Below are 18,616 nucleotides of genomic sequence, written 5' to 3' on the forward strand. Positions count from 1 at the left end.
AGTTAATCATATACAGAAATATGTAAGTGCTTACATATTTCTGTATATGATTACAGCTTTGAGGAGGTGTACAGTTGAAGAATCGAAGTTTACTAACAAAAATGATAATCTTTGCAAGCATAGCTAGCATTATTCCTGTCATCATTGTTGGCGTCTTTTCTTATTTTCAATCATCCAAACAAATTCAGGAAAAAGTGAATTATGAAAAGGTACAAATTATTAGACAAATACAGTCTAATGTTGAGCAAGTTCTTGTGACTGTGCATCATAGTGTAAGTGATACATTAGATTCACCATTAATTGATTCTGTTATCAGAAGACCTTTGGTTGGAGAGGATTTTTCTATCTATCGTGAATTAAGACAAGAGCTTAGTAATATTCAATCCTACGACACGAAGGTTGACGAGATGATTCTATTAAACTTTAAAGAAGACTGGGTTGTAGATAATTCTGGTATAAAGAGATTGCATGCACACCCTGATAAGGATATTTACTTATCTTTTCTAGATTTGGCACATAATACGACCTGGTTACTATTGGATAATGAAGATTTTACTGTTCCCATTTCAGGACGTAATTGTGATTACACATTAAGTTTAGTGAAAAAACTCCCACCAAGGCTAAGTTCCAAATACGGATTATCATTTACTAATATAGCAGCATGTAGTGTAGCAGAAATGATAAATGTTGATGAGCTTTCGGATGATGTTATGATTACGGACGAAAATTTTCAAATCATTGTTCATCGCGACCCGTCACTAATTGGGACATCATTAGTTGAGACACCTTATATTGATTCTACTGAAGCCTTTATTCATCAGTCAGGTCAATTTGATGTGAAATCGAATGGCCAGTCATATACTGTTACTTATCAGAAATCAGATTTTAATGATTGGTATTATATTTCCTTTAACTCGTTTGACTTACTTACAGAAGAAAGTAAGAAAATAGGTTGGTTCATTTTTTTAATGATTACTTTTATTATTCTAACATGTGTTCTCTATATCTATGTAATTAGTCGTAGATTGTATTCACCTGTAAATAAGCTTGTAGCTTATATTGAGACGAACTGGCCGGATAAAAAAAGTCAGGAGAAAAATGAACTAGAAATTATTGAAACACATATAAATGATTTGTTTTCTTCTAATGCCAATTTAGAGAGCGAATTATTAGAACATACTCAACAATTAAAATCTCTTTTTATTAATAGATTGTTTACAGGTAGTTACAAAACCGATGAAATTATTAACAAATTAACGTATTTTGAACTTATAAGATTTGTTGACATGTGGGATGAGATGATTGTTTGTACATTACATGTAGATCAGGCAGAAACCTATGAGGCAAGTGATTACGAGAAAATGAGTTTTGCAATTAAGAATATAGTAGAAGACCTTATTGAAATTGAAAAGAGATTACCAGTCGTTTGGATTGACCAAACATTGGTTCTACTTATCGGATGTACCGAAACGGATAATGTTGATAATATCGTGTACGAGGCCACCGAAAAGATTCAAAGCAAGATAAAAGAAGCACTCGCTCTTTCTGTGAGTATTGGTGTAAGTATGCCCTTTTCTGAAATAAAAGAAGCAAAACGGGGTTATAAAGAAGGAGTTGAAGCATTAAAACACCGAATGAAACTAGGCAATGGGGTCATTATACATTTTAGCAATTTCAACTCCGGAAAGCATTCTGTCATATTTGATTATCCTAGTCGAACAGAAGATGATTTGCTTGTTGCAATTAAACTAGCTGATAAGGAAAAAGCGATGGAACAGTTATCGATCTGGATGAAAAAAGCATTTAAAAATACACAATCACCAAGAGAATACCAAATTTCGATGATGCGTTTGTTGAATAACTTACTTATCGTTAAGCAAGAAAGTAGTGTGAGTTTCCAACAGATAGACGTCTTTCATGCATCTCTATATGAAGAATTACTTAAGCTTCAGACGAAAAACGAAGTAGAAGATTGGTTTAAGAAGCGATTGATTTTACCGCTTATCAGCGTATTCAACGATCGAAAGGAATCACAATTTCAAAACCTCTCAGAGAAGATGATTGATCTTATTCAAAAGAATTATGATACGGAAATTACGTTAGAAGAATGTGCTAGTAAACTTCATTATAATGCTAATTATTTGAGTAGCGTTTTTAAACAAGAAACTAGTTATACATTCAGTGAATACTTGGCAATGTATCGCTTTAATATGGCCAAAATGTGGTTGACTGAGACAAATATGACTATAAAAGAAATTGCTGATCGTCTACAATACAAAAATTCTCAAAACTTTATTCGGTCATTTAAGAAACAAGAGGAATTAACTCCGGGTCAATACCGTGAAAAATATAAAGACATTTCTTAAGATCCTAATGGTATCCAGAAAAACATTTGGATACCATTTTTATGTAAGGGATTACGCTTAAACTAGATAATCATTATGTTAGATTCCTTGAAATAAACAGCTTAAAACGTACAAAATGAGCTTTTGATTATATACCGATTACGAAACGTTGAATATGATCATCTTAACGTTCAACAAAAGTAACAGCGTTGTTAGTAGGTCGAATAACGGAGGTGAATTTTTGTAAGGGCTTACAAACATAAAAGTTGTTCGTTAAAATACTTCTTCTTTTTTTAACCGTAAAAAAAATTAACTAAGAATGTGGGGGATTAGTAATGATGAAGACAAAGAAACTAGTTAGTTATCTAGGTGGGATCGGATTAACCTTCGTTTTACTTAGTGCATGTGGTAATGAAGAGGCTTCGACAGGAGAGAAGGAAACAACAGCTGTTGACGGAGTCGATTCGGAATCTGTTGAAGAAAACCAAACAATTGAACCAATTGCCTTTTCAATCATGACAAATCTTCACACAGCAGAAACGCCTGATAAGAAAATTGAAGAATTAATGGAAGAGAAAACTGGCTACACACTAGATATTCAATGGGTCCCAGATAGTAACTATGAAGAGAGATTGAATACTGCGTTTGCTACAGGTTCTTTCCCAGAGGCGGTACGTGTCGGCTTTGGCCAGTTAAATCAATTTAAAGATGCGATCCGTAGTGACCAATTTTGGGAGATCGGACCATATCTTGATCAATTTGAAAATTTAAGTAAATTAAATAAGGATATATTAAATAACGGTTCGGTCGATGGCAAGATTTATGGAGTGTATCAAGGCAGACCACTCTCTCGCCAAGGTGTTATCTATCGAAAAGATTGGGCAGATAAACTTGGACTTGCAGCACCAGAAACGACTGAGGATTATATGGAAATGGTTAGAGCCTTCACAGAAGATGATCCAAATGGAACGGGTCGTGATGACACGATTGGTTTAGCTGATCGGAGTGATTTAGTCTACGGTGGTTTCAAAACAGTTGCCTCATGGTTTGGCACTCCTCATGAGTGGGGAGAAAAGGATGGCGAGCTGCTTCCAGAATTTATGTTCCCTGAATTTATGGAGACATTAGATTTCTATCGAGAAATGCATTCAAATGGGTATATAAATCAAGATTTCCCTGTGACAAGTAAAGAGGATCAGGTCGCTTTATTAACGAATGGAACAGCTGGAACGTATGTTGGTTCGATGGAAGATGTTACGAAATTAAACAACGAAGCACTTGCACAAAATCCAGATGTTGAATTTGATGTTCATAATCATGTTACAGGACCAAATGGGGAATTTGCTATCTGGGCAATACCTGGATTTAGCGAAATTGTAATGTTCCCTAAATCCTCAGTTGATTCAGAGGAGAAACTGCTTAACATTCTAGGTTTTTATGATCAACTTATGACACCGGAAATTGCTAATATTATGTACTGGGGAATTGAAGGCGAGCATTATGAGGTTGTTGACGGAAAAGCATCACCACTGACTGATGATCAACAAAAAATCGATCGAGAAGTCAGACCATATACAACACTTGAGGTTGGTGAGCCAGCGACGAACGGAAGATATGAGATTTACACTGATTATGAAGTAAGAAAGAAAGCAGATACGTTAATTCTGGAAAACAATGATTACTTGATTCATAACCCGACAGTAACGTTGGATTCAGATACATTCATCCGAGATGGAGATCGTCTAAAGCAAATGATTGATGATGCAACAGTACGCTACATCCTTGGACAGACAGACAAAGCAGGATTTGAAAAAGTAGTTGAAGATTGGAAGTCTCAGGGCGGAGATGCCATTATCGAAGAATACAATGCGTCTTACAAAGACCAGTAAAAGAGAAAAGAATCGGGGTGTTGCTAAAGACTATTTGTAACCTTTTTGTGGCACCCCGAAATGATAATTAATCGACTCTAACATCGATTCCTTTAATTGTTGAATGGATAAATGGTCATACGTATCTACACTATCTATTTAACGACAATTGTAGATAGTAATCATAAGCTTAGTTTTAGATGACTTCTTAGGAAATGGCTAGATTTATTGACTCTTATGAGGAAATGATTATGGCTGTAATTAAAACTAAAGAATAGTATCTAAATTAGAAAACGCTTACAAGTTGATTGTGACATGTCACTTCAAAAGAAAGGAAACTAACAATGGAGAATAACATTGCCTTAGAAAGAGCCAATCCGCAATTACCACATCATAATAAACGGACAGAACTAATTAAAAAAATTAAAAAGAATAAGTGGATTTATCTAATGATTGCACCAGGAATTTTGTATTTTTTCATATACAAATACATTCCTATGTATGGCCTAATTATTGCTTTTCAGGAATATAAACCGTATCTAGGAATCTCAGGTAGTGAATGGGTAGGTTTGAAGCATTTCGAGAGATTGTTTACAAGTCCTGACTTTTGGATGATTTTTAGAAATACGCTCGTGCTATTTGCCTTGCAAATCATTGTGTTTTTTCCAGTCCCAATTATTATCGCGTTAATGTTAAACGAAGTTAGAAATGTAGCATTCAAGAGAAGTGTCCAGATGTTAATTTATATTCCGCATTTTATGTCATGGGTCGTTATCGTTTCTATCAGCTTTGTCATGCTGACTCTAGATGGTGGGATTATTAACTCATTATTAGAAGCAATGGGTTTTGAGAAAATCAACTTTTTAATGAATCCTGACACATTTAGACCGATGTATATTCTCCAAGTGATGTGGAGAGAAGCTGGATGGGGAACGATTATCTTTCTAGCCGCGATTGCAGCAGTAGACCCTCAGCTATATGAAGCTGCAAAAATGGATGGTGCCAATCGGTTACGTCAAGCCTGGCATATCACCTTACCGACGATCCGCAGTGTAATTGTAGTTTTGCTTATTCTGAAAATTGGAGATGTGTTAGAGCTTGGATTTGAACATGTCTATTTACTTTTAAACGCATCCAACCGTGAAGTAGGAGAAATTTTTGATACGTATGTCTATACAGCAGGTTTGAAGCAAGGACAGTTCAGCTACAGTACAGCTGTTGGGTTTTTCAAAGGAATTGTTGGATTGATTTTAGTGATCTGTGCGAATTGGCTAGCAAAAAAAGCAGGAGAAGAAGGAATTTATTAATTTGTCACTTTAATAGATTTAGGAGGAATGATTATGGTTGGGGATAAGTCTTTTGGCGGTCGTTTATTCAACATTACAAACATTACAATACTAACGATCATTGCCCTACTTTGTGTTTTACCATTTATCCATGTTGTCGCGTCATCATTTACAACAAGTGCAGAGCTAGCTCAAAAATCATTTGTTTTAATCCCGACTGTTTGGAGTTTGGATGCATATAAGTATATTTTTTCGACTGATACGATCGTGAAAGCAATGTTAATTTCAATTGCTGTCACAGTTGGTGGTACGCTCTTCAGTATGTTTTTGTCGACGTTAACAGCATACGGACTATCTCGAAAGGATTTAGTTGGTAGAAGGTTTATTATGTTCTTTATCGTCTTTACGATGTTGTTCAACGGCGGAATGATCCCGACATTTCTAGTTGTCCAACAAACTGGATTATTAAATTCGTTAGCTGCTCTTGTCATTCCAGTTGCCATTAACGCATTTAATATGATCATTCTAAAGAGTTTCTTTCAAAACTTGCCACAAGGATTAGAAGAGTCAGCGAAAATTGATGGGTGTAGTGATTTCGGGATTCTATTTCGTATCGTTATTCCATGCTCGATGCCGGCTATCGCAACGATTTCATTGTTTTATGCTGTGACATATTGGAACACATATATGCATGCAATCTTATATTTAAGTGATTCTTCTAAGTGGCCTGTCCAAGTATTGTTAAGACAGATAGTTGTTCTTGCAAGTGGTTTAAATTATGACGGGGCTGAGTTTACTAGTGTACCACCCCCAGAAATTACCGTTAAGATGGCAGTTATCGTTGTGGCAACGCTACCCATTCTTCTCGTATATCCTTTCCTGCAAAAGTATTTTGCTAAAGGGGCATTAATTGGGTCGATAAAAGGTTAATAATCTACAAGCTGAAAGTGGTGAAAAGATGGGGTTTCATGAAAAGAGCTTTCAAACCATTCTTGAAAAAATGGATCAACCATTCTCTGGTCTTATGCATTGGTTGGCAGGACAATACGATGAATCAACAGGTGGCTTTTATTATGCTAGAAGCTCAATTAATGATCATCGTTTTTCCCCTGATATTGAATCGACTGCACAAGGATTGAATATCCTTTCACGAAATCAACTAATTGAGAAAATACCTAAGGCAATGAAACAACAGATGATTCGCTTCTTTCAAAAGAAACAAGTTGAAGCAAGTGGCTATTTCTATGATGAAAATCCCTTGATGGCACAAGATGAAGTGATGGTGCATCGGGCTATACACTACTCGGCTAACTCTCTAAAACTACTTGGTGACAAACCATTATTTCTACTTCCACTTGCAGCAAAAAGTGCACCCGACTATGTCAAGACACCAGAGACTTATTTGGAAAAATGGAAGAGCATCGATCTACGCAATAGTTGGAGAGGCTGTGATCTGATCGCAACTTCATGTGTGTATATTAGTGAACTACCAGATGATAAACAACCACCATTTTTGGATGCGGCAATCAACTACTTAAGCTCAATTCAAGATCAAGAAACAGGCTTATGGGGTGGGGGGAGTTTATATGTTCGAATTTCTGGAACGTTTAAACTGTATACATTTTATAACAGATATCAAATTCCGATACCAAACGCTGATAAAATCTATCAAAGCATTTTGAGATGTCTTCGAACAGAAAAGGCTGTTGATATGTGCTACATTAGGAATCCTGTGGATCTGCTTGCATATATGAAAATCGACATCTCAGCTAGCGACCTTGCGGAAATTATAGAAATTACTTCGGATAATATTAGAAAGCTCAAACGGGATGATGGTGGGTTTTCAAGAGAAATGAATCACTCGCCGCAAGCTCCTAATGTTGCTCAAGTGAAAAAAGGCGACTATTATCCGAATATGCCAGAGGCTGTTTGTTTAGGGAAGGGATTATATGAAGGGGATATGAATGCCAGTACTCAGGCAACATTGATCAGGTTGCAATGTTATCGATTGGCTGGAATGAAGGCTGAACCAATCAAGGGTTCGAGTGAATTTTTTTCTTATTTTTAAACCCTTTACTAATTAGGGTAGAGAGAAGTGTCTTAGAACATGAAACTACTAAATAGACAGCAAAAGAAAAGCCTGTCAGATCAGGCTGTTACTACTCTTGTTAACCATTTTATTTTCCAACTTGGAAATTCACTATCTTCCCTTTTTATTAATCTCTATTTATGGCGTTTAACAGAGAGCTTATATATCAATGGGTTGTATAACCTAATTGCAATTTTAGCTCAGGGACTGTCCTCAATCTTAATTGGGAGAATCACTAAGCGAAAAGGTCACTTGATTATTTATCGTTATGGAATTTTTTTAACAGCCTGTTTTTATTTATGTATTATCATTATGCAAGAACAGATGATTCACTATTTCGTCTGGTTTGCATTACTCATTGGAGTTGCACAAGCTGCATACTGGCTAAGTTATTTCACATTAGCACATGAGGTCTCAAGTAATACGAACCGTCATCGGTACTTGGGATGGAATCAAATACTAATGGGATTAGCAAATTTAGTTGGGCCTGCAGTTGCAGGTATTGTTATTAGTCTGAACTCGGGACTAACTGGGTATATCATTGTCTTTATTATGGCGTTTATCCTTTTCTTTTTTGCTACTATTGGCAGCTTTCGCTTGAATATGGAACTCAAGCATCATAAAGAGTACTACATGAAGTATCTCTCATTAATGATCAAGAAGAAGAGGCACTTTGGAACGTCCCTTATCGGTTGGTTTATCATCGGGTTTCCACAAGGAATATTAATGTATGTACCTTCGATTTTACTATTTACGATTCTACCCAATGAAAGCTTCATTGGTTATATGAATGTGTTCTTTCTTAGTCTATCAATTATCGCTAGTTATTTATTAGCGAGGGTTGCCAAGCTTGATTCAACTAAGTTCTATCTGTTCATTGCCGCATTTGGAATGGTATGTGCAGCTACGTTCCTCTTGTGGGAAATTGCGATATGGTCAGTTGTGTTGTTTATGACTGTTCAATCAATTTTCAGACCGCTTCAGGCTACAACATATGCAGTCTATTACTATTCTTGGCTTGATCTAATTCCTTTGAAGGATAACTTCCGTGTCGAGTCAGTTGTTTTACGTGAAGCGATCATTAATTTCGGAAGAGCGATGGGGATTTTTATATTTATGATTTTCTCAACAAGCATTAATCTTGATACAATTCCTTGGATTCTTGTTTTCGTGATGGGAATTCAATTATACATTCCTGTACTTATTAAAGAAAAATAAAAAAGGAGGCCATAGTTATGGGGCTAATTGGAGAGTGGGAAGTAGTTGATAATGGTGTGAAGCGACTGATTCATCAACCAGGAAAACAATTAATGATGATGGAAGTGCAGTTTGAGCAAGGGGGAATAGGGGCTGAACATAGTCATCCACATGAGCAGTATACGTATTGCTTGGCTGGTGAATTTCAATTTAAGGTTGATGGAAAAGAAATCATATTAAAAAAAGGTGAGTCCCTCAATATTCAAGGTGGAGCTGTTCATGGCGTCGTAGCAATCAGAGCGGGATCTTTGTTAGATATATTTACCCCTTTAAGAGAGGACTTGCTAAATAACTAAATCGATATGAATAGAATTCTGAAATTAGAGGAGAGATTTTATGAAGAATCAATTCAGCACCAATGGGATAACTGCATTAGAATGGGCAGAAAGAGCAAGTGAAAGCTTAATGACTCAATTTGAGCCGATCCTTTTACCGCCTGAAAATAGATGGCATTATCATCAAGGTGTGTTCTTATGCGGCATTTATAGTCTTTGGCAAGAAACAAAAGACAAAGTCTACTTTGATTATTTTAAAGAATATGTAGATAAGCTCATCGATGAAAACGGAAATTTTTATTTTGAACGTGATCAATTAGATGCAATACAGCCGGGTTTATTATTGTTACCTTTATATGAATTGACAGGAGAAGAACGATACAAAATAGCGGCAACTAAGCTCCGAAACATACTAAATACGATTAACAAGACAAGTGAAGGTGGGTTTTGGCATAAAGATAAGTATCCTTATCAAATGTGGCTTGATGGGCTATATATGGCTGGACCGTTCACGCTACAATTCGGTCAACAATTTAATGAACCTGAATTAATAGACCTTGTGTTGCATCAAGAAGAATTAATGAGAAAGAACACAAAGGATGCACGAACAGGCTTATACTTTCATGGCTGGGATGAAAGAGGTCAAACGCCTTGGAGTGTGCCGGAAACGAATACAGCTCCAGAAATATGGGGACGATCATTAGGTTGGTACGGATTGGCACTTGTAGATATTATTAGTATGCTTTCAGATACTCATAGCAAAAAGGCAGAGTTAACAAGTGTGTTGCAACAATTAGTAGAGAATATCGTTCGTTATCAAGATGATGAAACAGGGCTATGGTATCAAGTTATTGATAAAGGCTATGAAGAGGATAATTGGTTGGAGAGCTCGTGTTCATGTTTGTTTATTTATACGATTGCTAAGGCAGTTAATGAAGGCTATATTGATAAAAGGTATCTTGAGCATGCCAATAAGGGCTATCAAGGTGTAATTAAACACGCTATAAAATTAGATGAAGATGGTCATGTTAATTTGACTGGAATTTGTATTGGGACGTCAATTGGCATATATGATTATTATGTCAATCGTGAAACTAGTGAAAATGATCTACACGGAGTTGGGGCTTTTATTTTAGCCAGTGTACAACTTCAAAAATGTAATAAATAGTTAGTAAAGCGTTTTCAAAACCTGGATAAACATATATACTTGTAATATAAAGCTATAGAGCTGAAGTTACTGAGAGGAGGATTGCTTCATGGAGATGACTGGCTTAATGGGGAGCTTCTACAGAGTGAGTGTGTTTATATCGCGGCTTGCGTATATAAATTTGTTATGGATCTTCTTTTCACTCGTTGGACTTGTTGTAATCGGTGTAATGCCGGCAACTGTTGCGATGTTTACGGTCATGAGAAAGTGGCTTGACACAGAAGATGTTCCAATTTTTAAAACATTTCTACAAACATATAAATCTGAGTTTATTAAATCAAATTTATATGGTTTGTTTTTTATCTTTGTTGGCTATATCTTATATGTCAATTTTATTCTCGCCGCCGATCAAGTGATTTGGATGATGGTAGTAAGGTATTGTCTACTTGTGGTTAGTATTTTATTTATCACGACGCTTTTATTGTTTTTTCCCATTTATGTTCGTCTAGAGCTCCAGGGCACGCAGTATATTAAAACAGCCCTGCTACTTGGGGTGGCTTATCCTCAGTATACTTGTATGATCGTTATCGGAATTGTTGGGATTCAGTATATGATGATGACCCTGCCTGGATTAACTCTATTCTTTGCTGCTAGTTTAGTAAGTTATTTTATCACTCGAGTTGTAAATATTATTTTTAAGGTTGTTGAAAGAAAGAAGGAACATATGCTTAATGAAGCAACAGAAATTACAAGCATGTAGGTAACGAACAAGAAGAATATCTTTTTATGAAAATAACAACGTTGTTATTAGGGGGAGCACAATGCAAAAAATCGTAGTATGTGGTTTAAGTAATCGAGCACTTGATATGTTTATTAAGCCGGTACAGACAAAGTTTTCTGAGGAAAATGAAATTGTAGGTTTACTAGACTCTGATCAAAAGCGAATCGAGCTTTGTCAGCAAGTATTTCCAGAATTAGCGATGATTAGAACGTACAGACCAGAGCAATTTTCTCAGATGGTAAAGGAAACTGGTGCAACAACGGTTATTGTCACAAGTCGGGATGACACCCATGTCGATTATATCATTCAAGGGTTGGAGCATGATTTAGATATTATTAGTGAAAAGCCAATGGTCACAACCTGTACTGATGCAAATAGGGTTATGGAGGCAGAGAAGAAGAGCAAGGGAAAAGTGACTGTAGCGTTCAATTACCGATACAATCCATTCCATCGCAAAATAAAAGAAATGATTTTAGATGGAAAGCTTGGTCGGATTACATCGATTGACTTAAATTGGTATATTGATACGTATCATGGGGCTAGTTATTTTAAGCGCTGGAACCGAATGAGAGAGTATTCAGGAGGGTTATCTGTCCATAAGTCGACACATCATTTTGATTTAGTGAACTGGTGGATTGATCAGAAGCCTGAGCAGGTGTTTGCATACGGTGCCTTAAATTACTATGGAAAAGATGGTGAATTAAATCCTAGTCCAATTGACAATCGCTATTGTGGCACCTGTAGTCAGAGGCGCGAATGTGATTATTACACGCGCTGGACAAACCGAACAGATTCGTTAGCTGTGAAAGATGATCATATAAAATCTGGAGGGAACCAGCCATATACTAACTACCGGACAGATGCCTGTATTTTCGATCATGAAATTGAAATTGAAGATACGTATGTCGCTACAGTGAAATATGATCTGGGTGCTCTATTGAGTTATTCAATTAATTTCTCTCTTCCATATGAAGGGTATCGCCTAGCAATCAATGGCACAAAAGGAAGACTTGAAACACAGGAATTTCATGAATTATCAAGGGTTCCGTTTCCAGTCCCTGAGCAAACCATTGATTATTTCCCTCTGTTTGGTTCAAAAGAAATTATTCACGTCGTTCAGTCTGAAGGCGGTCATGGTGGAGGAGATCCAATTATTCAAGAAGATCTTTTTTTAGGTAGTGATCCATATCGACGTTATGATATTTTAGCTGGGGCAGAAGCGGGTGCTTACTCGATTGCTGTCGGCGAGGGTGTCTGGAGATCAAGTATCGAAAACAAACCAATGAATATCGAAGATCTTCTTAAAGGTTCTAGGGTGAAGCAATAGGCAGAAGGAAGTAGGACATAGAACTTATCTACTTATGTCCTACTTTTAATAGTGGCACAGGAATCACCACTGCTAAGCTCTGGTTCAAGAATGATTGAATTCTCTATTTCATCCTCTTCAATAATGGATAATAATGTCTCGCAGATTTTTTGTGCGATACGGGGAATCGGAACTCCGACTCGGGTTACTTGCACATCAAATTCTTCTGTCAGTGTAATATTATCATAGCTTATTATCGATAAGTCACTAGGTATTTTTAGACCAAGCTCAGTCGTTGCTCGCAAAATACCTCTTGTTAAATCGTAGCTTCCACTAATGATCGCTGTCACTGATTGTTTGTCAGAAAGCAAGGATTTCGCAGCCTGATAGCCATCATGAATATCTAATCCATTTGTCGGAACAAGGAAATGCTTACTATTTTCAGTCTGATTTACATTCATTGCTTCTAAGTACCCTAATCTCTTTTCTATTTGTAACGGATCCTCATCTGTTAAATCGCCAATATAAGCAATCCGTTGATGACCAATCCTTTGCAAATATTCTGTCGCCATTTTTATTGCAAAGCGGCGGTTCACATCAATCGTTGGGAACAGAGTATGTTCCTTGATTCCATAATATAAAATTGGAACCTTTGTCTTGAAGGAAGAATGATGAATCGTTCCTCTATTATCACCAAAGACAACGATCGCATCGATTTGAAAACGATTAAAGGTTGCGATAGCTGAGTCTATTTTATTAATAGAGAGAAGGGTTGAATACGAATGTTCCTCTAACAAATCAGTTATTTTCGTAATTAATACTGCAGGAGCCATTCGCTTAACACTTGGCCAAATGACACCAATTGTATATGACTTTTTTTGTACTAGGCTACGAGCTGCAATATTAGGTTGATAGCCGAGTTCTTCAGCTATTTTAATTATTTTCTTTTTTGTAGGCGATTTTACGAGAGGGCTATCTCTTAATGCTTTTGAAACGGTCGAATAGCTTACACCAGCTTGTTTAGCGATATCTTTAATCGTCACACTCATGAAACATCCTCCAATTAATTAACAACGTTGTTATTGATGAACCTATTATAGCAAAGAGAACCAATTGTAAAAAGGTGTTGCCCGAAAACCTTTGAATTTCTTAAATATTAAGGAGGTTAATATGAAAACAGATTATCTATTAGTCAACAAAGCCGATAATGTCGTCGTCACTCTTAAACATTATCATAAAGATGAACGATTACTATTTGAAGGCAAAGAGATTGTTGTAAAAGAAGATATTGATGTTGGCCATAAGATTGCGATAAGACAAATCAACCAAGGTCAAAATTTAATCAAGTATGGATTTCCAATTGGCCATGCAACAGAAGACATTAAAGCAGGCTGCTGGGTTCATACTCATAATACAAAAACGAATCTATCGGGAGAATTAGATTATACCTTTTATCCGAAAGAGGGAGAGGATCCAACTTCTACTGCGACTGTGGTGGAAGAACGAACATTTAAAGGCTATCAACGAGCAAATGGGGACGTAGGCATTAGAAATGAGATTTGGGTTATTAATACGGTTGGCTGTATTAATAAAACATCGGAACTAGTCGCCAAAACAGCAGACGATCAATACCGTGGCAAGGGTATCGATGGTGTCTATCATTATCCACATCTATTTGGTTGCTCTCAGCTAGGAGATGACCTCCATCACACACAGAAAATATTGAGTAATTTAGTTCATCATCCTAATGCCGCTGCTGTGCTCGTACTTGGATTAGGTTGTGAAAATAATTATATAGAGGAATTTAAAAAGGTAATCGGTGACCATGACAATAAGCGAGTGAAATTTTTAAGTGTGCAAGAAGCGGATGATGAGTTGGAAGAAGCAATGGAATTAATGGAAGAACTGATTGATTATGCACAGAAATTCACACGCGAAGATATTCCAGTGTCAAAACTTAAGGTCGGTTTGAAATGTGGGGGCTCGGATGGCTTTTCTGGTATTACAGCTAATCCATTAGTTGGTTCGTTCTCAGATAAGCTAATATCCTATGGTGGAACTACGGTATTAACCGAAGTGCCAGAAATGTTCGGGGCAGAGACAATTTTGATGGAGCGAGCGAAGAATGAACGAGTATTTGAGATGATTGTTGATTTAGTAAATGACTTCAAAGCATACTTCATTAAACACAATCAAGTAGTCTATGAGAATCCTTCACCTGGTAATAAAAAAGGTGGGATTACGACACTCGAGGAGAAGTCATTGGGCTGTGTACAAAAGGGTGGATTTTCAACAGTGAATGATGTCTTACCATATGGTGGCCGTGTAACATCACCTGGTTTGAATTTAGTACAAGGACCTGGAAATGATTTAGTATCTGTGACGGCACTTGCCGCATCAGGGGCTCATATTGTGATTTTTACGACAGGGAGAGGTACACCTTTTGGTGGTCCTGTTCCAACAGTGAAGATGTCGACAAATACCGCTTTGTTTCAGAAGAAGAAGAACTGGATTGACTTTGATGCAGGGCAATTAGTAAATGGGAAAGAGCTCGCTCAACTAACTGATGAATTGTTTGACTATATCATTCAATTGGCTTCAGGTGAGGTCAGAACGAATAATGAGAAAAATGGATTTAAAGAAATCTCGATTTTTAAAGATGGTGTGATTTTATAGGCAGTGATAACAAAGAAGGAGAGATTGGATGGAACAGCTGAATCAATCAATAGAAAAAAAGAATCTTCCTAATCATGTTACCTATGAAAAACTAGATAGCTTACCAGAGAAGGTTCTTCAATTTGGAGAAGGAAATTTCATTAGAGGATTTGTCGATTGGATGATCCATCAGATGAATAAGCAGGGTCTATTTAATGGTAAGGTGGTCGCAATTCAGCCTACTCCCCATGGAAAGGTTGTTCCTAAACTAAATAAGCAAGATGGTCTATACACTGTTGCGTTAAGAGGCTTTGAAGATGGTCAAAAAGTAGAAAGCAATGAAATTATCTCTTCGATATCTAGAGGGATTAATCCGTATGAAGATTGGGATCAAGTGTTATCCTTAGCTGAATCAAAGGATATTGAGTTTGTTTTTTCCAATACAACCGAAGCGGGTCTAACTTATATGGAAGAGGAGCTATCAGAAAAATCACCCCTCTCCTTTCCTGGTAAGATAACGGCGTTTCTATATCGCCGCTTTCAAGTCTTTGGTGGAGATTCAAAAGCAGGACTCGTATTTATCCCCTGTGAATTAGTAGAGAGAAATGGTGAAGTGTTGAAAGAACTTGTATTACAGTATGCTACTGATTGGAAATTAGCGAGTGAGTTTATTGAGTGGGTGAAGGAATATAATCAATTTTGTAATACATTGGTTGATCGTATAGTGACAGGATTTCCAAAGGATAAAATTGAACAGTTTAACGAGTTGCTTGGCTACGAAGATACTCTGTTAACTGTAGGTGAACCATATCACCTATTTGCTATTGATGGGAATGAAGACATTGCTCGCAGGCTACCATTTGCTCAAGCTGGATTGAATGTGAAATGGGGGGATATAAGCCCGTATCGTGAAATAAAAGTAAGGCTGTTGAACGGACCACATACGATGATGTTTGCTGTTGGTTTTCTATCAGGTGTAAATACGGTACAAGAGGTGATGAATGATAAGGATCTTCGTATATTAGTAGAACAGGGTGTCTTTCATGAAATTCTTCCGACCGTCAATATGGACGATTCAGAAACACTTTCTTTTGTTCGATCAGTATTCGAGCGCTTTTTAAACCCATTCAATAAACATTATCTAGTCGATATTGGAATGAATGCTATCTATAAATTTAAATCAAGATTGTTGCCACCTTTACTAGCATACCATGAAACAAATAAACAACTCCCTCGAGCGATTGTATTTTCACTAGCGGCGTTAATCGTCTATTATCGTTCAAGCGAACGTAAGGGAAATCTACTAGTTGGGAAAAGAGGAGAGGAGGATTACGAGATTCGTGATAATGGTGAAGCCATTCTCGCATGTTTACAAGCATGGAAAATTGAGAGCGAAACGGATGAAGAACTGAAGAATGTCGTAACAACTATTTTAGCGAATAAACAGCTCTGGGACCTTGATTTAAATGAAATCACTGGCTTGACTGACATGGTCACCTACGATGTACAAAGGGTTATCAGGAATGGAATGAAGGAGAGCGTCAAAGAGATAGCACAACAAGTTAATAGCAGTGAAATTTTTAGTCCAACAGAGAAACAGTAATAGGTATAAGAGGCTGGACAAAGGAATTTCACAAAAAGAAATCCGAACAACGATGATGGCTGACGCAAACCGCTCCTAAAATATACTTCGCTTTCCGCGGGAAGCAAAGTATATTTCAGGAATGGTGTTCGCTCATCTATCTTTGTTCGGGTTTTGAGTCGGTTCAGATACTTGTGTCCGGGCCTCTTTTCAGTTTAATAGTGGTTATTTTCGGCAGCCATTGCATCTTCTTTCGTTTCATGAACAGTTCCGTATGGATGCTCTGGTGGAGCGTAGATCGAGTAAAGCTTTAATAGGTTATTCCCCGTGTTCGTTAAATTATGCCATTTCCCAGCTGGTATAAGAATAGCATCGTCTGCGAAAGCTCTCTTTTGAAAGTTCAATTGATCTTTTTGATCTCCCATTTGAACAAGTCCCTGACCTTCTTCGATGCGAATAAACTGATCGAGATTTGGATGTTGCTCTAACCCGATATCTTCACCAACATCAATGCTCATTAATGTTACTTGCAACTGAGTTCCTGTCCACAATGCAGTACGAAAGAAAGTGTTTTCTTGTGTAGCCTTTTCAATATCTACGACAAATGGTGATGATCCATAATCAATTGAATCTGAAACGATCTGTTGATTGGAATGATGTCTATTGCCACTCACTTGACCATGAGACGATGCCCATGATAAATGGCGGTTAGTATGGTCGTTAGGAGTAAAGAGGCCACTTCTTTGAAATTCTTCATATCCTTGTACTTCAGTTTGATAGACCTTTTCAAGCCCATCACTGTAATCTGTAAATGAAACTTGGTCAGCTAGTTCATCATTAGGCCTTTGGCCAGTTAGGTGCGTAAACAAATTAGTTATTTGTGTTAGATGACTCTTTTTCGATTCGAGTGTGTGAACAATACCCTCTTTATGAACCTGATTCGGTGCTGATTCTAGCAATCGCTCATATAAATTAATTGCTGTAACCTCTTTTCTAATGCCATTCTGAATGGCATCAACAACTTGTTTCTGGTCTTGAGTGTTTTGATCGTACATAATGTTCATTCCCCTCCGTAGGTTTTCAAATCATCCTATGCCTATGTTTGGAGAATGGCCTTTACATATTGTCATGCTTCTATAAATTGGGCAAGAGTCTTTATTGAGTGAGGAAATGTAGAAGGGATCCGTTATTAGAAGAAGTAATAGAACGGGACAAGCCCGTTCTATCAGAGAAAGAAAACAACTATTGCATATATCCTGTATGTTGTCCTTGGATGTTCATCATATTTTGCTGATTAATTGATTCCATTGGTTGAAACATACCCATGATTTGAGTTGTTTGAGCAGTATTAAAGGTCGGTGGCTGGTAGTACCCATTTTGATTCATCCAAGACCAAATTTCGTAGGCCATTTCTTGACATAGGTTAGCCCCATTTACATGATAGGTGCGAACTTGTGGATCGACGCACTCGTTCGCCCACTGCATTCCCATGACAGAACCTGATTTATGGACATTAAGAGCTAGAGTAGCAATGGTTTGATCTGATAGAGCTTGAGTATTCATCATTGGAGCTGACATTGTTACTTGATGATGGGCATATGGATTATGATTTTGGGTATGGAAACTCGGAATTGAATGAGTCATTTGAGCTCCTTTACCTTGCATTAAATTAATGCCTTGTTGATAAGCATTAATCATTTGTTGCTGATGCTTTGCTAAGATCGCTTTCAGGCGTTGATCATTACATTGATTAGCGAATAAACCATGTTGCTCAATTTCTGCTGCTTTCGTCCGCAACGCTTCCTGTGTTTCTAAAAGTTCATGTGCTGCTAAATTCATATTCATTCCTCCTATGTGTTGTGGGATACGACCCAAAGCTAGTTTACACATAGGCAGATATTACATACGGATCACAAAAAATTAATTATTACTCTAACTGAAAAGTGCGATTACCATTAATTCCTTATTTGTATCCCAGAAAAATGGAAATGCTATATAAGGATTGAAGGAGAGTTTTAGCGGTTA

At 37.1% G+C, this 18,616-nt stretch carries 15 protein-coding genes; 12 read left to right on the forward strand and 3 right to left on the reverse strand.

The annotated features are described in order from the left end of the window. Positions 1 to 74: 74 nt before the first annotated feature. The 10 genes from J7W16_RS17180 to J7W16_RS17225 all read left to right on the forward strand — a co-directional run bounded on the left by J7W16_RS17180 (position 75) and on the right by J7W16_RS17225 (position 12,375). Positions 75 to 2,366 carry a helix-turn-helix domain-containing protein gene (locus J7W16_RS17180; protein ID WP_210598712.1) on the forward strand — a complete coding sequence of 764 codons (2,292 nt, stop codon included), beginning with the start codon at positions 75 to 77 and terminating at the stop codon, positions 2,364 to 2,366. A gap of 314 nt (positions 2,367 to 2,680) precedes the next feature. Beyond that, a complete protein-coding gene (locus J7W16_RS17185; protein WP_210598713.1) occupies positions 2,681 to 4,234 on the forward strand; it encodes an extracellular solute-binding protein in 1,554 nt (517 codons plus the stop codon). Between the two features lie 323 nt (positions 4,235 to 4,557). Then, positions 4,558 to 5,520: an ABC transporter permease gene (locus tag J7W16_RS17190; RefSeq protein WP_210598714.1), complete on the forward strand. Its 963-nt coding sequence runs from the start codon at positions 4,558 to 4,560 to the stop codon at positions 5,518 to 5,520. A 33-nt stretch (positions 5,521 to 5,553) separates the two neighbouring features. Then, positions 5,554 to 6,429, forward strand: coding sequence for a carbohydrate ABC transporter permease (locus tag J7W16_RS17195; protein ID WP_210598715.1), 876 nt, complete (start codon positions 5,554 to 5,556; stop codon positions 6,427 to 6,429). Between the two features lie 28 nt (positions 6,430 to 6,457). Then, a complete protein-coding gene (locus J7W16_RS17200; protein WP_210598716.1) occupies positions 6,458 to 7,567 on the forward strand; it encodes a prenyltransferase/squalene oxidase repeat-containing protein in 1,110 nt (369 codons plus the stop codon). A gap of 39 nt (positions 7,568 to 7,606) precedes the next feature. Next, positions 7,607 to 8,806 (forward strand): MFS transporter, encoded by a 1,200-nt coding sequence (locus J7W16_RS17205; protein WP_210598717.1) that lies wholly within the window; start codon positions 7,607 to 7,609, stop codon positions 8,804 to 8,806. Between the two features lie 17 nt (positions 8,807 to 8,823). Further along, on the forward strand, positions 8,824 to 9,141 hold the full coding sequence (locus tag J7W16_RS17210; protein ID WP_210598718.1) for a cupin domain-containing protein: 318 nt from the start codon (positions 8,824 to 8,826) through the stop codon (positions 9,139 to 9,141). Between the two features lie 40 nt (positions 9,142 to 9,181). Further along, complete coding sequence (locus J7W16_RS17215) at positions 9,182 to 10,288, forward strand: glycoside hydrolase family 88/105 protein (RefSeq protein WP_210598719.1); 1,107 nt, start codon at positions 9,182 to 9,184, stop codon at positions 10,286 to 10,288. A gap of 88 nt (positions 10,289 to 10,376) precedes the next feature. Continuing rightward, the gene (locus J7W16_RS17220) at positions 10,377 to 11,027 is read left to right on the forward strand and encodes a YesL family protein (protein WP_210598720.1); all 651 of its coding nucleotides are present in this window, start codon (positions 10,377 to 10,379) and stop codon (positions 11,025 to 11,027) included. A gap of 61 nt (positions 11,028 to 11,088) precedes the next feature. Then, a complete protein-coding gene (locus tag J7W16_RS17225; protein WP_210598721.1) occupies positions 11,089 to 12,375 on the forward strand; it encodes a Gfo/Idh/MocA family protein in 1,287 nt (428 codons plus the stop codon). 32 nt (positions 12,376 to 12,407) lie between these two features. On the opposite strand, the gene J7W16_RS17230 is transcribed toward J7W16_RS17225, so the two are convergent. Further along, a complete protein-coding gene (locus tag J7W16_RS17230; protein ID WP_210598722.1) occupies positions 12,408 to 13,403 on the reverse strand; it encodes a LacI family DNA-binding transcriptional regulator in 996 nt (331 codons plus the stop codon). A 121-nt stretch (positions 13,404 to 13,524) separates the two neighbouring features. On the opposite strand from J7W16_RS17230, the gene J7W16_RS17235 reads away from it, so the two are divergent. Next, positions 13,525 to 15,030: a UxaA family hydrolase gene (locus tag J7W16_RS17235; protein WP_210598723.1), complete on the forward strand. Its 1,506-nt coding sequence runs from the start codon at positions 13,525 to 13,527 to the stop codon at positions 15,028 to 15,030. 28 nt (positions 15,031 to 15,058) lie between these two features. After that, on the forward strand, positions 15,059 to 16,612 hold the full coding sequence (locus tag J7W16_RS17240) for a tagaturonate reductase (RefSeq protein WP_210598724.1): 1,554 nt from the start codon (positions 15,059 to 15,061) through the stop codon (positions 16,610 to 16,612). Positions 16,613 to 16,806: 194 nt separating this feature from the next. Here the strand turns inward: J7W16_RS17240 and J7W16_RS17245 are convergent, their stop codons facing one another. Together J7W16_RS17245 and J7W16_RS17250 are read right to left on the reverse strand one after the other, a co-directional pair. Next, positions 16,807 to 17,646, reverse strand: coding sequence for a cupin domain-containing protein (locus J7W16_RS17245; protein ID WP_246880086.1), 840 nt, complete (start codon positions 17,644 to 17,646; stop codon positions 16,807 to 16,809). A gap of 187 nt (positions 17,647 to 17,833) precedes the next feature. Continuing rightward, positions 17,834 to 18,430, reverse strand: a complete 597-nt coding sequence (locus tag J7W16_RS17250) for a spore coat protein (protein WP_210598726.1) — start codon at positions 18,428 to 18,430, stop codon at positions 17,834 to 17,836. Positions 18,431 to 18,616: the final 186 nt, after the last annotated feature.

This window comes from Halalkalibacter suaedae (assembly GCF_017939705.1).
GTDB classification, from domain to species: Bacteria; Bacillota; Bacilli; order Bacillales; family Bacillaceae_D; genus Halalkalibacter; species Halalkalibacter suaedae.

Excerpts from the sequence above, each read along its gene's own strand:
- J7W16_RS17185 (WP_210598713.1), top strand. The coding sequence starts at position 2,681 with ATGATGAAGACAAAGAAACTAGTTAGTTATCTAGGTGGGATCGGATTA.
- J7W16_RS17190 (WP_210598714.1), top strand. The coding sequence starts at position 4,558 with ATGGAGAATAACATTGCCTTAGAAAGAGCCAATCCGCAATTACCACAT.
- J7W16_RS17195 (WP_210598715.1), top strand. The coding sequence starts at position 5,554 with ATGGTTGGGGATAAGTCTTTTGGCGGTCGTTTATTCAACATTACAAAC.
- J7W16_RS17200 (WP_210598716.1), top strand. The coding sequence starts at position 6,458 with ATGGGGTTTCATGAAAAGAGCTTTCAAACCATTCTTGAAAAAATGGAT.
- J7W16_RS17205 (WP_210598717.1), top strand. The coding sequence starts at position 7,607 with ATGAAACTACTAAATAGACAGCAAAAGAAAAGCCTGTCAGATCAGGCT.
- J7W16_RS17210 (WP_210598718.1), top strand. The coding sequence starts at position 8,824 with ATGGGGCTAATTGGAGAGTGGGAAGTAGTTGATAATGGTGTGAAGCGA.
- J7W16_RS17215 (WP_210598719.1), top strand. The coding sequence starts at position 9,182 with ATGAAGAATCAATTCAGCACCAATGGGATAACTGCATTAGAATGGGCA.
- J7W16_RS17220 (WP_210598720.1), top strand. The coding sequence starts at position 10,377 with ATGGAGATGACTGGCTTAATGGGGAGCTTCTACAGAGTGAGTGTGTTT.
- J7W16_RS17225 (WP_210598721.1), top strand. The coding sequence starts at position 11,089 with ATGCAAAAAATCGTAGTATGTGGTTTAAGTAATCGAGCACTTGATATG.
- J7W16_RS17230 (WP_210598722.1), bottom strand. The coding sequence starts at position 13,403 with ATGAGTGTGACGATTAAAGATATCGCTAAACAAGCTGGTGTAAGCTAT.
- J7W16_RS17235 (WP_210598723.1), top strand. The coding sequence starts at position 13,525 with ATGAAAACAGATTATCTATTAGTCAACAAAGCCGATAATGTCGTCGTC.
- J7W16_RS17240 (WP_210598724.1), top strand. The coding sequence starts at position 15,059 with ATGGAACAGCTGAATCAATCAATAGAAAAAAAGAATCTTCCTAATCAT.
- J7W16_RS17245 (WP_246880086.1), bottom strand. The coding sequence starts at position 17,646 with ATGTACGATCAAAACACTCAAGACCAGAAACAAGTTGTTGATGCCATT.
- J7W16_RS17250 (WP_210598726.1), bottom strand. The coding sequence starts at position 18,430 with ATGAATTTAGCAGCACATGAACTTTTAGAAACACAGGAAGCGTTGCGG.